This window comes from Pyxidicoccus trucidator, from assembly GCF_010894435.1.
Lineage (GTDB): Bacteria > Myxococcota > Myxococcia > Myxococcales > Myxococcaceae > Myxococcus > Myxococcus trucidator.
Window position 1 is genome coordinate 323994 of sequence record NZ_JAAIXZ010000004.1, and the last position, 14445, is coordinate 338438.

General features: G+C 70.6%; 15 protein-coding genes. 5 read left to right on the forward strand and 10 right to left on the reverse strand.

What is annotated here, in order from left to right; genetic code table 11:
• Positions 1 to 114 precede the first annotated feature (114 nt).
• Positions 115 to 1215 (reverse strand): hypothetical protein, encoded by a 1101-nt coding sequence (locus tag G4D85_RS14630; RefSeq protein ID WP_164012265.1) that lies wholly within the window; start codon positions 1213 to 1215, stop codon positions 115 to 117.
• A gap of 155 nt (positions 1216 to 1370) precedes the next feature.
• Between G4D85_RS14630 and G4D85_RS14635 the strand changes: the two genes are divergently transcribed.
• Together G4D85_RS14635 and G4D85_RS14640 are read left to right on the forward strand one after the other, a co-directional pair.
• Positions 1371 to 2477 (forward strand): hypothetical protein, encoded by a 1107-nt coding sequence (locus G4D85_RS14635; protein ID WP_164012267.1) that lies wholly within the window; start codon positions 1371 to 1373, stop codon positions 2475 to 2477.
• 14 nt (positions 2478 to 2491) lie between these two features.
• Positions 2492 to 3190: a trimeric intracellular cation channel family protein gene (locus G4D85_RS14640; protein WP_164012269.1), complete on the forward strand. Its 699-nt coding sequence runs from the start codon at positions 2492 to 2494 to the stop codon at positions 3188 to 3190.
• Positions 3191 to 3212: 22 nt separating this feature from the next.
• Here G4D85_RS14640 and G4D85_RS14645 read toward each other — a convergent pair whose 3' ends face one another.
• Both G4D85_RS14645 and G4D85_RS14650 read right to left on the reverse strand, forming a co-directional pair.
• Positions 3213 to 3827 carry an alpha-ketoglutarate-dependent dioxygenase AlkB family protein gene (locus G4D85_RS14645; protein ID WP_205525552.1) on the reverse strand — a complete coding sequence of 205 codons (615 nt, stop codon included), beginning with the start codon at positions 3825 to 3827 and terminating at the stop codon, positions 3213 to 3215.
• A gap of 65 nt (positions 3828 to 3892) precedes the next feature.
• On the reverse strand, positions 3893 to 4207 hold the full coding sequence (locus G4D85_RS14650) for a hypothetical protein (protein ID WP_164012272.1): 315 nt from the start codon (positions 4205 to 4207) through the stop codon (positions 3893 to 3895).
• 97 nt (positions 4208 to 4304) lie between these two features.
• Here G4D85_RS14650 and G4D85_RS14655 point away from each other — a divergent pair, with 97 nt between their 5' ends.
• Genes G4D85_RS14655 through G4D85_RS14665 form a run of 3 tightly spaced genes read left to right on the forward strand, consistent with a single transcriptional unit; the run spans position 4305 to position 6960 of the window.
• Complete coding sequence (locus G4D85_RS14655; protein ID WP_164012274.1) at positions 4305 to 5528, forward strand: helix-turn-helix domain-containing protein; 1224 nt, start codon at positions 4305 to 4307, stop codon at positions 5526 to 5528.
• A 44-nt stretch (positions 5529 to 5572) separates the two neighbouring features.
• Positions 5573 to 6259, forward strand: coding sequence for a Vgb family protein (locus G4D85_RS14660; protein ID WP_164012276.1), 687 nt, complete (start codon positions 5573 to 5575; stop codon positions 6257 to 6259).
• Positions 6256 to 6960 (forward strand): DUF899 domain-containing protein, encoded by a 705-nt coding sequence (locus G4D85_RS14665; protein WP_164012278.1) that lies wholly within the window; start codon positions 6256 to 6258, stop codon positions 6958 to 6960. Before G4D85_RS14660 ends, G4D85_RS14665 begins: the two co-directional genes overlap by 4 nt.
• A gap of 17 nt (positions 6961 to 6977) precedes the next feature.
• On the opposite strand, the gene G4D85_RS14670 is transcribed toward G4D85_RS14665, so the two are convergent.
• From G4D85_RS14670 to G4D85_RS14700, 7 genes are all read right to left on the reverse strand, one after another.
• On the reverse strand, positions 6978 to 7880 hold the full coding sequence (locus G4D85_RS14670; protein WP_164012280.1) for a PLP-dependent aminotransferase family protein: 903 nt from the start codon (positions 7878 to 7880) through the stop codon (positions 6978 to 6980).
• Between the two features lie 20 nt (positions 7881 to 7900).
• A complete protein-coding gene (locus G4D85_RS14675) occupies positions 7901 to 8788 on the reverse strand; it encodes a radical SAM protein (protein WP_164012282.1) in 888 nt (295 codons plus the stop codon).
• Between the two features lie 90 nt (positions 8789 to 8878).
• Entirely contained in the window at positions 8879 to 9610 is a 732-nt protein-coding gene (locus G4D85_RS14680) for a hypothetical protein (protein WP_164012284.1), read from the reverse strand.
• A 2-nt stretch (positions 9611 to 9612) separates the two neighbouring features.
• Positions 9613 to 10239, reverse strand: a complete 627-nt coding sequence (locus G4D85_RS14685; RefSeq protein WP_164012285.1) for a DUF1682 domain-containing protein — start codon at positions 10237 to 10239, stop codon at positions 9613 to 9615.
• The gene (locus G4D85_RS14690) at positions 10226 to 11929 is read right to left on the reverse strand and encodes a hypothetical protein (protein WP_164012287.1); all 1704 of its coding nucleotides are present in this window, start codon (positions 11927 to 11929) and stop codon (positions 10226 to 10228) included. The genes G4D85_RS14685 and G4D85_RS14690 overlap by 14 nt, the downstream gene beginning before the upstream one ends.
• Positions 11926 to 12801, reverse strand: coding sequence for a hypothetical protein (locus G4D85_RS14695; protein WP_164012289.1), 876 nt, complete (start codon positions 12799 to 12801; stop codon positions 11926 to 11928). Before G4D85_RS14695 ends, G4D85_RS14690 begins: the two co-directional genes overlap by 4 nt.
• Positions 12798 to 14330, reverse strand: coding sequence for an AAA family ATPase (locus tag G4D85_RS14700; protein ID WP_164012291.1), 1533 nt, complete (start codon positions 14328 to 14330; stop codon positions 12798 to 12800). Before G4D85_RS14700 ends, G4D85_RS14695 begins: the two co-directional genes overlap by 4 nt.
• Positions 14331 to 14445 lie beyond the last annotated feature (115 nt).

Sequence of the window (14445 nt, forward strand, 5' to 3'; positions counted from 1 at the left end):
TTCGCTTCTCCGCGCTCGTGTGGAACGACGCGGAGGAAGGTAGCGGGAGCGTCCGGAGCCCATTTGATGGCCCGTGCTTTTTTCACACGGGCGGGCCCCCGGCCCTCTCAGCGGCTACTGCGCGGAGGCCGCGTCGGACGGCGCCGCGGCGGTGACGGTGCGCTGCTTCGGCCAGAAGCGCGCGGCATGCACTCCGTCCAGCGCGAAGACGCGCGCCTTCGTCTTGGCGTCGTACACGCGCACGGCCTTTTCGGCGGAGACCAGCAGCAAGGGCCCGCGCATCCGCAACTCCACCGCCGACGCGGGAGCCACGGACAGCGACTCCGGCTCCGCGAGCCGGTCCTGCACCTCCCAGCGCAGCGGAGGCATCAGCGTGGACAGCTCGCCGGTGGCGCGCCACGCGTACAGGGGGCCACCGTCCGTCTCGACAGACACCCACTCGCCGTACTTCGCGTGGCCCTTGTCCTCCACCACCGCGTCGAGCCGGGCCGCGTCCTCGCTGCCTTCCGGTAGCTCGGTCGCCGTGGGAGCGTCCGGGTCCACCCCCGACGTGGAGGACACCAGCAGGCCCGTGGTGGCCAGCGCGCGCGTGCCAGCCGCCGCGTCCGACTCATAGACGGTGGCCACCGTCTCGAGTCGCTTCCACGTGTCGCCCTCGCGGCGGAAGGCGTGCGCCAGCCCGGGGCCGCCCTCCGGCTCGGCGATGGGGATGCGCTGGCCCTCGAAGAGGAAGTACTCCGCGCTGCCCTCGGACTTGCGGACCAGGTCCTCCACCTGGGACACCAGCGCGACGGCTCGACCCGCTGCGTCGAAGCCGACCGCGTCCGTGCTGCCCGCCTCCGGTAGCACGAGCACGGCGCCCTGGCCCGCCTGGAGGTCCACCAGCCACGCGCGCGGCTTCACGGCGCCGCTGCCCCGGTCCACCATGGCGCCCCGCCGGCCGTCCGGGCTCCACGCCAGGCGAAGCCGCTCGCACGCCGCGTCCACGGTGAAGAGGGGCTTCTTCGCACCGGCGGTGTCCTCGCGCGTCCACGTGCAGCCCGAGGGCTTCGCGTCCTGGAGGTAGGAGAGGGTGAACGCGGGCACGGGCGCCACGGCCTTCACCTCCACCGGAGCCGGGGAGGGGGGCACGGGGGCGGGGTCCTGGGACTTCTTGCAGGCACCGAGCAACAGCGCGGAACCAATGAAGAACGCGGGGCCGAGACGGCGGTCCATGAAGCTCTCCGGGGGAGGTACGACTCCACCATGGCAGAACGGTGGGAGTGGGAGGAAGTCACGCACGGAGTAGCCGGTGGTACACAAAACTTTTGCCCACCTGGCCCGTTGAACCCGCCTGCCTGCCCTGTTCCCCTGCTGGAGGCGCCGTTCCCATGTCACTCGCCCGTACCCTGCGCGCCGCGCTCGTCGGCGTGCTCTGCCTTGCTTTGCCCGCGCTCGCCGAGGGCCCGCTGGGCGACCCGAAGATGTCCACGGCCAACAAGGCCGCGGCCAAGGTGCTCAAGGCCCGCATGCAGGAGGAGCGGCCGGAGGACTACGCCGTCCTCCAGAAGGTGGAGGCCGCCGAGGTGGTGGTGGTGTCCGGCGAGTACGACCGCGTCCAGGACGTGCTGCGCGAGGTGGGCGTGCCCCATGTCGTCGTGTCACCCACGCAGCTGGCGCGCACGCCGCTCAACGCGAAGCAGCTCCTCATCATCAACTGCTCGGGCAGCCTGGGGCCCCGGGGCATCGAGAAGGTGCGCCGGTTCGTCAACGCGGGCGGCTTCCTCTACACCACGGACTGGGCGCTCACCCGCGTGGTGGAGAAGGCCTTCCCCGGCTTCATTGCCTTCAACGGCCGCGAGACGGGGGACGATGTGGTGGAGGTGCAGGTGAAGGAGTCCAGCGGCAGCAACCTGCTCAAGCACCTGCACCTGGCCAACGCGAATCCCAAGTGGTGGCTGGAGGGCTCGTCCTACCCCATCCGCGTCCTCAAGCCGGACGCGGTGGAGGTGCTGGTGGAGAGCAAGGAGATGAAGCGCAAGTACGGCGCCGCGCCCATTGCCGTGCTGTTCCGCTACGGCGACGGCAAGGTGATGCACATCGCCAGCCACTTCTACCTGCAGCGCAACCAGGTGCGCTCGGTGGCCGAGGCGAAGAAGGGCGGCGCGTACCTGAAGGAGGACGCGAAGCTGTCGAAGAAGGCGGCCGAGGCGCTCGCCAATGACGTGGATGTGAAGAACTCCCAGGCGGGAGACATCCAGAGCGCTTATGCGGCACAGCAGATGACGAGCAACCTGGTCATCGAGCGGAAGAAGGACCAGGCGCGCATCGACCAGATTTACAGCAGCACGCTGGCGGCGCCGGCTCCGGCGGCCCGGGGGCGGGGGGCGCTGGACCTGGGGACGCGCGTGAAGGTGGTGGAGAAGAAGGAGGGGAAGGTGAAGGTGCGCTCCATGGAAGGCGAGGAGGCCTGGGTGGACGCGGCGGCGGTGAAGTAGCAGCCTCGCGGTCCATGGCTTTCGAGCTGACCGCACCCGAGGTAACCGAAGAAGTCATCTCCCTGGGCACGATCATCGTGGACCTGGTGGGCGTGTTCGCGGGCGCGGTGCTGGGCGCGTTGCAGGCCGAGCGCCGGAAGATGGACCTGATGGGCTTCCTGGTGCTGGGGCTCGTCTCCGGTGTCGGGGGCGGCGTCATCCGCGACACGCTGTTGCAGGCGGGGCCCCCGCTGGCGCTGGTGCGGCCGAGCTACCTGTCCGTGGCGCTGCTCGGCTCGTTCGCGGCCTTCCTCTTCGAGCTGCGGCGTGGGCCGGGCGTGCGGCTGCTGGCGACGCTGGACGCGCTGACGCTGGGGGCCTTCGCGGTGGCGGGGACGCAGCGGACGCTGGAGGTGGGGCTGCACCCCGGCACGGCGCTGTTGATGGGCGTCATCACCGCGGCGGGAGGCGGCGTCGTCCGCGACGTGCTCACCCGGCAGACACCGACGCTGATGCGGGCCGTGCCCGGGTACTACGCGACAGCGGCCCTGGCGGCGAGCATCGTCTGCCTCGCGCTCTCCAGTGCCGGGCATCCCAAGCTGGCGCTGCTGGCGGGGATGCTGGTGGGTGGGGCGCTGCGGCTCGTGTCGCTGCGCTTCGGGTGGAGGCTGCCCGTCAAGCGGACGCGGACGCCGGAGTCGCGGGAGGCGGAGCGCCGGGAGCCTCCGCCGTAGCGAGGGCTGGCGCTGTTCGCGCTCAGATGATGCAGCGAAAGGTCAGGCTCATCCGAGGAGGCGCGGTGGGCTCGGGCGGTAACGCGTGCTGCCATGCGTCCTGGATGTGTTGCTGCATCACCAGGAGCGAGCCACTGCCGAGCCGCAGGTCCACGAGGTGCTCCCTCGCGTCCTTCCTCCGGAAGCGGAGGGTCCTTGGCCCGCCCAGGCTGATGATGGACACCGTGGTGCCGGGCTCGAGGTGCTCGTAGGAGTCGGAGTGGAACCCCATCGAGGAGGCACCCTCCGGGTAGAAGTTGATGAGGCAGTTGGTGATGCGGTGCCGCGCCACGCCTTCAACCGCTTGCGCCATTGCGCGGAGGTCCGGCGGCATGGGAACGGGCGGGTAGGTGATACCCGAGTAGTCATAGGGTGCGCCGAAGCTCGCGGTGAGGCGCGCACGCATGCGGGTGTCCCAGGCGATGTTGCGCTGGAAGTGCTCCAGGAGCCGGGAGGACTCGGGGGTGAAGTCCTCGATGAGCTCGACGCCTTCAATCGGTGAAGTGGGCATGGGGGCTGAGTACGGCACCACGGGGCCAGACAGGTCAAAGCGGAAGAGCAGCTCCCAGGGGCCAAGGTGCGCGGAAGGAACCGTCATTCCACCTGCCTGCTATCCGGGCGAGGGGCTTCCGCGTGAGCGGAAGGGAAGACGCCCGGTCACCGTCACCCACGGGTTGCGAGCACGAGGAGTGCACCCGTCGAGAGGAGAGTCCACACCGCGAGCGGGCCGTAGCGTCGCGACCGACGCGCTCGCATTCCGAGGCGGAAGAGCACGAGCCCCAGCACGGCGGCAGCGAGCCCGTTCGCCGCGCGGAGGACCCACGGCGCCGCGTCCTGCGCGATGCTCGCTCCGAGTCCGAACGCGGACAGATAGACCGCAATACATACCGGGCACTTGGGCAGCAGCGCGGCCACGAGCGTCGGCAGAAGAGCGGCGCCCGCGAGCGGGGTACTTCTTGGGAGATGCCAGGTCCGCATGCTCGCCTCCGGGGATGTTCAATCCATAGCCACGGGCGCAGCCCCCGGGGAGTAACAAGCGCGGCGCGAATCCCCGGGGCGGAGGTAGCGTTCAGGGATGGACTCCCTGATTGCCGCGGCCGCGCGGGCACTGTCCGCCGGCGACGCGCTCGGTGCCTTGAAGCGCGTCGCCCTTCGAGACGATGCCCCGGCGCTCGCGCTGCGCGGGATCGCCATGGCCCAGCTCGGTGAGCACACGCGGGCTCGCGAACTGCTGCGGCGCGCTGCTCGCGCCTTCGGCACGAACGAGGAGCTTGCTCGCTCTCGCTGCAAGGTGGCCGAGGCGGAGGTGGCCCTGGCCGTTCGCGACCTGACCTGGTCACCGCGCGCGCTGGACTCGGCACTCCTGACGCTCGAGGCCCACGGGGACCGGGTGAATGCACTGCATGCCCGATTGATTGCCATCCGCCGGCTGCTGCTGCTCGGGCGCATCGACGAGGCCGGGAGTGCGCTCGCACGGCTGGATACGCGTGGCATGCCGCCCTCGTTGGTCGCCATTGCCGAGCTGGCCTCGGCGGAAGTCTCGCTGCGGTTGATTCGGACGCGCCCCGCGCGTGAGGCGCTCGAACGGGCTCACGAGGCCGCGCGGCGGGCTCGCATTCCTCCACTGCTGGCCGAGGTGGAGCAGGCCCGCGCGGTGCTCGACCGCCCCGCAGCGCGGTGGATTCGCGCCGGCTCCGAGCGGGTGCTCCTGCTGGAAGAGGTGGAGGCCGTGCTCGCCTCGGGCGAGCTCGTCATCGACGCCTGCCATCGCACGCTGCGAAGCGGCACCCAGGGGGTGTCGCTGGCCAGGAGGCCGGTCCTCTTCGCCCTGGCGCGTGCGCTCGGCGAGTCCTGGCCGGACGGCGTTGCGCGCGAGGTCTTGATTGCACGTGCCTTCGGAGTGCGCCGCGTGAACGAGTCGCATCGAGTCCGCCTGCGAGTGGAGGTGGGCCGCCTTCGCGCGGTGCTCGCGCCCCTGGCCCAGGTCGAGGCGACGAAGACCGGCTTCGTGCTCACTCCGCGCCCCGCCCGTCCTGTCACCGTGCTCCTGCCGCCCATCGAGGGGGATGCGGCTTCGCTGCTGGCGCTGCTCTCAGACGGAGAAGCCTGGTCGACCTCGGCCCTCGCGCTCGCGCTGGGCGAGAGTCAGCGCAGCGTCCAGCGGGCGCTCGCTGAGCTCGAAGCCTCGGGACGGGTGCAGGCGCTCGGGCGTGCCCGGGCGCGGCGCTGGCTCTCTCCGCCGCTGACGGGATTCACGACGACGTTGTTACTCCCCGCGTCCGCGCCCGGTGGGTACTAGTTGTCCTGGATGGCGCGACGCAGCGCCCGAAGAGGAGCCACGATATGAGCCACACCCAAACCCAGGCAGCGAAGCCGAAAAGGCCGGCACGTGTGCAGGCCGCCGAGGTCGTCCGGGAGTACGGCCCGTTCCCGGGCGCCGAGAGCGTGCACGGCGTCACGCACGACGGCAGCCGCGTCTGGGCCGCCACCGGCACGAAGCTCATCGCCTTCGACCCCACGAGCGGCGAGCCCGTGCGGACGCTGGACGCCGCGTCGGACGCGGGGACCGCCTTCGACGGCAAGCACCTGTTCCAGCTCGCGGAGAGCCGCATCGACAAGATTGACCCGGAGACGGGGCGCGTCGTCTCGTCGATACCGGCTCCCGGCAACGGTCGCGACTCGGGACTCACCTGGGCCGAGGGCACGCTCTGGGTGGGCCAGTACCGAGACCGCAAGATTCATCAAATCGACCCGGAGACGGGCGCCATCCTCCGCACCATCGAGTCGAACCGCTTCGTCACCGGGGTGACGTGGGTCGATGGTGAGCTGTGGCACGGCACCTGGGAAGAGGACGTGAGCGATATCCGCCACATCGACCCGGACTCGGGCGAGGTGCTCGAGCGGCTGGAGATGCCGCGCGGAGCCGGCGTGAGCGGGCTCGAGTCGGACGGCGGGGAGCTGTTCTTCTGCGGAGGCGGACCCGCGGGGAAGGTCCGCGCCGTGCGCCGACCGAAGGGAGCGACGCCATGACCTCCCACAAAATCGTTTCACGGGAAGAGTGGCTGGAGGCCCGCAAGCGCTTGCTGGCCAGGGAGAAGGAGTTCACCCACCAGCGCGATGCGCTGAGCCAGGAGCGACGCGAGCTCCCGTGGGTCAGGGTGGAGAAGAACTACGTCTTCCAGGGGCCCAACGGTGCGGAGACGCTGTCGGACCTCTTCGCGGGGAGAAGCCAGCTCGTCGTCTACCACTTCATGTTCGCCCCGGAGTGGGACGCCGGCTGCAAGAGCTGCTCGTTCTGGGCCGACAACTTCAATGGAATCACCACCCACCTGGAGCACCGGGACGTGACGCTGGTGGCGATTGCCCGCGCACCGTTTCCGAAGCTCCAGGCGTACGAGCGCCGCATGGGGTGGAGCTTCAAGTGGCTGTCCTCCTTCGAGAGCGACTTCAACTTCGACTTCGGCGTCTCGTTCAAGCCCGAGGACCTCGCCCAGAAGCGCGCGACCTACAACTACGGGCCGCTGGAGAACTCCATGACGGACATGCAGGGCATCAGCACGTTCTTCAAGGACTCCGACGGCGCGCTGTTCCACACGTACTCCTGCTACTCGCGGGGCGTCGACATGATGAACACGGCCTACCAGTACCTGGACCTCGTGCCCAAGGGACGCGACGAGCAGGGATTCTCCTTCTCGATGGAGTGGCTCAGGCGCAGGGATGAGTACGCCTGATACCGGCAAGCCGTGGCTCAGCCCACCTGCGGCGGCTTGAAGCACAGCCGCACCACGTCACCGCGCTTCAGCGGCGCGAGGTACTCGGGCAGCTCGCCCTGCACGCGGAAGGACTTCACGTAGTAGCTGCCGCTGTCCACCACCGGCAGCCCGCGCTCCGCGAGCCACGAGCCCACCCAGGCGCGGCGCTCCTCGTCCACCGCCTGCATCCGCTCCAGGTCCACCGCCAGGAAGGCCCGGGCCGCCAGCGCGTTGAAGAAGTACGTGTGCCAGTTCCACTGCGTCTCGAAGCGCTTCCGGTACGGGTGGTCCTTGTGCACCAGCGCCACGCCGAGCTGCGACGCAGTCAGCCCGAAGCCCCGGCTGAAGCTGATGGACAGCACCGACTTCGGCAGCAGCGGGAGTAGCTGGCCCGCTATCTCCGTCCGGTCCGTGGCGGACATCGTCGGGTAGAGGTTCAGGTTCAGCAGGCAGTGCGACGACGCCCCGAGGAAGCCCAGCATCTCCTCCGTGACGTGGCCATTGCGCACCGAGGGGATGCACAGACACGCCAGCGCTCCGGGGGACTCCGCGTCCCAGCGGATGCCCTCCTGCTGCGTGCAACCCACCGAGAAGCCGTGCCAGTCCCCGGGGTACAGACGCACCGGCTCCCGGGCCGCCACCGCTTCCACCAGGTGGCTCATGAAGTCGCAGTCACTGCCCGCCGCGAAGGCCACGTAGTCGTCGAGCCGCCACACGCCGCCGCTCAGCGCGCTCAGCCGGGCCTTCACCTTCGGCACCAGCTCGTCGTGGAAGAAGCGCAGGCCCCGCGTGTAGTGCTGCGTCAGGTCGTCCGCTGTCAGGCCCTCCGCCGCTCGGCGATACGCCTCCGCTCCCGCCGCGTACCCCACGGGCAGCAGCGGGCGGAACGTCTCCACCATTTCTGGAGGCACCGCCTTCGCTAGCTGGTCAGCCGATACAACAGGCTCCGCGAGTCCTCCAGTGACGCGTACACGCTCCCGTCCGACAACAGATTCAGCGAGCGGCACAGCCCGTTCTCCTGCTCCCAGTGCGGCGTCGGCTCCCGGTAGTAACAAACCTGCACCTCCTCGATTCTGCGAATGACCGGGCCCCACGGCAGGCGTCCCACCACCTGGCCCTGGCCCTCGAAGACGTCTTCTTCCACCTGGTGCTCGCGCGCCCACCTGTCCGCCGGGGACTCGCGGAACACCGACTGCTCGTAGGCCACGTACGTGTGCTTGAAGGTGAACTCGCGGACTCCGAGTGGCTCCAGCGCTCGGATGTAGCGCCACGCTTCTCGCGGCCCGTCCACGTGGCCTCTGGCCATGACACAGGTGGCCCGGACCTTGAGCGGCTTCGCGGCGTCCAGGAAGGACTCGCGCAGGGGGGCCTGCTTGCCCATCAGCGCGCGGTTGTCCGCGTCGTCCACAGCGTGACGGGACCAGCAGACGTAGGTGAGGCCCGCGTCCGCCAGTTCCTCCGCCAGCGCACGGGTGAGGAACGTGCCGTTGGTGAAGAGGGCGACCTCGTTGAAGACGCGGCGGCCCTCGCGCACCAGGTGCACCACTGTCTCCGGGCGGAGGAGGGGCTCTCCGCCTCCGGTGATGACGAGACGCGTGGCCCCGCGCTCGCTCGCGTCGCGGTAGTAGCGCGCTACGTCGAGGTGCAGGAGGTCCGATTTCTCGTGCTGGAGCGCGCTGATGGACGAGCGCGAGAAACAGAACGGGCAGCGCAGGTTGCACGCCAGCCGCACGGGCAGCACGCTGCACGTGAGGGCGCGGCAGGACTCCCAGGGGAATACCGTGGGCAGAGGCTTCGCGGCGCTCATGTCAGCGAGCCTCCTTCGAGGACCCACGCCAGCTCCAGCGCTCGTGGCAGGATTCCCATTCCTTTGGGCGGAGGCTTCACGGCGCTCATGTCAGCGAGCCTCCCCAACAACTCTCGCCAGCTCCAGCCGGGGCAGGGCTTCCTTCAACATCGCGCGGCGCTCTCGCGGCAGGTGGTGCCACGCGGCGCACAGGTCGTTCTCCTGCACGCCCAGCCGCTCGAGTTCCTCGCGCGCCCGCAGCCGCACGTCGCGCTGGTGTGACTGGAGCGCCCGCCGCAGTGGCTCCGCTCGCGTCTCCGCCGCCTCCAGGTCCGCGACCAGTCCGTCCAGCGCGTGCAGCGCCCCCTCCACCTTCACGTCGTAGTCACGCCCGCCGAGCGCCTCGCGCAATTCGGCCGCGTCCTTCACCTCGCGCGCCAGCGGCTCCACCGCCTCCAGCGGAATGGAGCCCGGGCAGTACGCCACCGTCTTTATATCTACCGGCCTTGTGGCCCTCGCCACGAAGACTCCGGGCACTCCCGAGCGCCACGGCTGCACTTGCAGCGGCCTCAGGAAGACGAGCCGGCCCGTGTTCTCGTAGTCCGTGTACGGCTCGCGGAAGTCCACCGTGCGCATGTAGAGCAGCGGCGTCAGCGGGCCCGCGAGCCTGGGCAGCGTGCCTCGCAGGTGACGGCGCAGGGCGGCCGGGCCCAAGTCCCGGTACAGCACCGGGCATGGCTCATCCGGCCTCAGCGCGGACAGCGCCGCCCCGGTGTGGAACTGGTAGCGGCGCAGGTCCTCGGCCGGGTACGCCGTGCCGGCGCTCGCGGGCGTCTCGAGCATGGCTACCACTTCCCCCGATTCGCGAGCCTGGCGTCCTGCTCCTCGCGCAGCTTCTTCAGCTTCTCCTGCCGCGCCTCCGCTGCCCGCTTCGCCCGGTCCGCCTCCTTCAGCAGCTTCGCGTAGTCCAGCCGCGCCAGCCGCTGCGCGCTCTCCTCGTCCGACTCGCCCTGGAAGCCCGCGCCCAGCGCCTGGGCCCAGCGGCGCGCCAGCTCCTCCAGTCGCAGCGGACTCTGGCCGAGCAGCTCCAGCGTCAGCAGCCGCGCCTCCCGCGCGAAGTCCGCGAAGCCCTCGCGCACCAGCGGCAGCACCCCTCGCGTCCTCGCCACGGAGACCACCACCGGCCCCACCGCGCCCTCCTCAAGCACGCCCGTCACCAGCGCGAGCCTCCGCCAGCCTTCGGCGTCCAGGGACTCGCACAGCGTGGTGAAGGTGTCCGGGGGCACCGGCTCCAGCCCGTGGTCTCTATGAAAGTCCGCCAGCCGCGCGCGGACGAGCAGGGGCTCCACGTCCTTGCGCTCCAGCGCGGGACGCCGCCGGGTCAGGGCCTCGCACAGCGGGGCCAGCTCCAGCCGCGGTTGCTCATCGTTGGGCACGCCCTTGCGGCCGAACAGGCGCTCAAAGCGCGACATGGCGCTCCTCCTGGAAGAGGGCGTGCGCGAGCGCCGCCGCCACCTTCGGAAAGTCCTCCAGCTCCATCACCTCGGCCACGCGGGCACCCTGCCTCCGGTACTTCGTCACCCGCTCGGGGTCGGGCTGGTGCAGCAGCAGCACCAGTGGCGCCGAGGTCTCGGCAGCTTCGGAGAATACGCGCGCGTGGCCCGGTTGGGAGTCGTGGTTTTCGTCGAAGTCCCGGTCGGTGATGACGACGCGGGTGGGCTGCCGGCCCCGCTGCTCGCGCACGGAGTCCGCCAGCCGCTCGAAGGGGAACTCCGTGCCTCCGCCGATGTAGTGCATGAGGAAGCGCGACATCTCCCGCTCGGAGCGACACCACGTCCAGTACTCCACCGTGTTCGTCGAGTAGAGCAGCGCCCGCACCCAGCCTCCCGCGCGCACCGCGCCCACGCAGAGAATCTGCGCGGCCAGCGTCATCGCGTTGAGCGTGGTGCGCGGGTCCGGCATGGAGCCCGAGACGTCCAGGTAGATTTCCACGCGCGGCTGCCACAGCGGCACGTCCTGGCCCTCGTAGTCGGCGATGCGCTCGCGCTTCAGCGGCAGCACCGCGCCCAGCTTGTCGCCGCGCAGCGCCAGCGTGGCCAGCCAGTCGACCGAGGGCAGCGCGTCTCCCAGCTCCCAGTCGTCCAGCGTCGTGGGCACCACCGCCTCGCCCAGGTGCAGCCGGTCCGGAGGGCGCAGCAGGTGACGCTCCGCCTCCTGCCGGTAGTACGCGGCCATCACCTCCGGCACGCCCTCCGCGTTCGCCGTTCCCTGCCCCGGCAGGCCGGCGATGCGTCGCTCCCGCGACTCCTTGCCCACGAGCCGGTCCGCGTCCTTGTCATCGAGCCAGCCTTCCGCCAGCGCGCGGCGCACCGCTTCCTTCTCCCGTGCTCCCGGGGTGAGCGCCTCCGCCCAGTCCTCCGGGCGCGGCTCGTCCTTGCAGCAGGCCTGCGGGTCCGTGCTCTCCGGCATCTCGCCCTTCAGCGGCTGCACGTAGCGCGTGCAGATGGAGAGGAAGTAGAGGAACTGCGTGTAGACGTTGGGGCCCAGGTGGAAGAGGTTCTGCGCCACCAACTGCGCGTCCGCGCGCGCGGAGGGGAAGCGCTTCGTGAAGCCCGGGGACCCCGGCCCCAGCAGGTGCCCCGGCTCCAGTCGCCACAGCTCCTCGTAGACGCAGAGGTAGAAGAAGAAGGCCGGGTCCTGCTTCCAGCGGTAGCCCTTCTGGAAGGCGCGGTAGATGGCGATGAGCTGCGGGCGGAGGGCCTCGTCGGCGCCGAGCTGCTCGTTGATGAGCAGGTCGTAGAAGACGTTGAGCAGCGAGTAGTCCCCCAGCGGCAGCAGCGTCTTCTCCATCATCCGCAGGCGCGCGGAGACGCCCAGGCTGCCGGGGTAGCGCACGTGGTGCCCCACCTCGTGCGCGAGCACCGCCTCCAGGCTGCCGAGCAGCTGCTTCTCGCGCAGCTCGCGGGCGTTGAACCAGACCTGCCGGGTGATGAGGTTGATGTGCGCCAGCGCGCAGCCCTGCTTCGCCGCGCGCGGCTCGCCCAGCAGCAGGAAGTGCGACCAGTGCCCCCGCGCGAGCTGCCAGCACGCGTCCACCTGCCGCTGGAGTTCGGGCTCCAGGGCCTCGGGCACGGGCTCCTGCTTGAGGGCCGCGTCCGTCATGGCGTGTCCAGCACCCACAGCCGCTGCGAGTCCACCGCGCTGGCCACCACGAAGCCGCTGCTCGCCACGAGCGTCCGGTGGGGCGTGCCCAGCAGCGGCAGCGGGGCCTCGCGCCCGTTCACCCGCACCGCGTTCGTCCCCAGCTCCAGCGCGGGCGCCTTCTCCTCCGGCCCGGAGCCGAGACAGGGCTGGAGGCCGAGGAAGCGCGCTCCACCCTCGGGCGCGAGGAAGATGCCCACCTTCACGTCCTCGGAGCGCCGGTCATGCACGCAGAGGACGGACGGCGCCGCGAGGTGCATGTCCCCCGGGAGGAACTCGTCCGTCAGCTTGCGCGTGTCCAGCATCGCCAGCGTGAAGGGCCCGGTGAAGGTCGCCGCCCGTGCCGGCGCGAGGGCCGGGGCCAGCGTGGTGGCGAGGAACTCGTCCAGCTTCTCCAGCGCCGGAGCCTCCGCCGCCGCCGAGGCGACATAGCGGTTGAGCCACAGGGGCTGCGTCGCCAGCCCTTCGCACAGGTTCCAGGTGCGCGCGAGCAGGGACACCGCGCGCTCCGCCGGGTACGCGGGGAGCTGCGCGGGCGCGAGCTGCAGCAGGCAGCGCCCCACCAGGGTCAGCGACTCCGGCACCGGCCCCTTGCGGTTGAGGAGGTGCTTCGCGCTGGCCCGGTCGAGCTGGCCCAGTCCCACCGCTTCCGCCACCAGCTTCAGCCAGGCGCCCATCACCTTGTCGCGGCGCGGCTCGGCGTTGAGCGCATGGCGCAGCGCCGTGGCGGGGCCCTTCACCAGCGCGTGGAAGAGCTCCGCGTCCCAGTCCGAGTGCTGGCGCGGGCCCTGCGTGGCCAGCTCCTGCACGAGGGCTTCCCAGGCGTCGCTCATACGCCCCCCACCTTGCCCCGCCGCTCCAGGCTTCGCAGGTACGCGCCATAGCGCCCATGCAGGTTCTTGAGGAGGACGAGGTCCTCGTGGACGGGGCCGTTCAGCTCCTGCTTCTGGAGCACCTGCTCCATCACCTGCTGGATGTCACTCATCCGCCGGCGGACCTCTCCCGCGTCGAGGCCGGCGGGGCCCGCCTCGGCCTGGACCTTCAGCCGGGCCACCGGTTCGCGCACCTTGGCGTAGGCCGCCTGCTGCACCACCGCGGCGTCGAAGAGCTGGCGCACCCAGCCCACGCGGTCCAGCAGGTGCACCGCGTGCTCGGGCTTCTGGAAGAAGGCGCTCTGCGGGTTGGGACGGAGCTTCTCGTGCAGCGCCCAGGGGAGCACCTGACGCAGGTCCTCCACCGTGACTTCCTCCACGCCCCGGAAGTACGCCAGCGCCTTGGCGAAGAGGAGCACTGCCTGGTACGCGCGGGCGGAGACGCCGTTCTCCGTCTGGGTGCAGAGGTTGACGCTCTTGTCGAGCGGGCAGTCCTCCGTGCACACGTGCGACACGCGGCGCCCGGCGAGGTGCAGCGTGTCCTTCAGCATGTACTCGAGCTGCCCGGACGCGCGCTGGCAGAACTCGAGCTGCCCGGCGAAGAAGCCCAGCAGCTCCAGCACGGTGGACGGCACGGGCACGGCGCGCACCTCGCGCTCCAGCGCGTCCAGCTCCTCGGAGGTGAAGACGAGGTCCGTGGGGACGAATTGCCCCGGCGCCGTGCCCTCGGCCACGCGCTTCGCGAGCGTCTCCAGGTGGTGCGAGTGGAAGGGCATGCTGCGCACCACGAGGTCGATGCGGTCCTTCAGCGCCTCGATGACGGGGAAGGTGCCGCCGCCCTGGTCGTCGTTCGCGGTGAGGAACCACGCCGAGCGGCCGCACTCCACCACCTGCTCGAACATCTCCGCGTAGCCCTCCGCCATGAGGGACAGCAGCGCGGACTGGGTCTTGGTGGGGATGCGGTTGTACTCGTCGACAATCTTCACGCGCTGGGTGAGCCAGCGGCGCCACGCGACGCGGATGCGGCTGGCGTCCTCGGCGCGGATCAGCTCACTGGGCAGCGGGCTGCCGAGCAAATCCGTCAGCGTGAGCTGCGGGTGGCCATGCTGCACGGAGCGGCGCACCTCGTCCGGAGCGCCTCCGGCGATGAGCGCCACCAGCGTGGCCATGGTCGTCTTGCCGCGTCCGGGCGCGCCGATGAAGAGCAGGCGCTGCGAGGTGGCGAGGTTGAGCAGCGGCAGGAGCACGTAGGCCGAGTAGCCCACCGGGCCCAGCTCCACGCGCGTGCCGCCGCCGTTGAGGACGACGGGGTCCCCGAACTGCACGTCATGGTACGGGCTGACGAGCGCCTGGGTGGCAATCCACGTGTACGCGCGCCGGAGCTTGGCGGCGAGGGCGGACACCGTGCGGGGCGCGAGCCGGAGCTCCAAATCTGGACCGAGGGACGCACGGCCCTGGAGCCATGAGGCGACGAGCTGGGAGGATTCCATGTGGGACGCGCGCGAGTAGAGCACGCGGCCGGGGATGGGGACCAGATGGGCGCCCCCGTCCCACGGGGAGGGCTCTACGGCGCGTGCGGGTTCCCGCCCCTCCCTCGTGTACGGA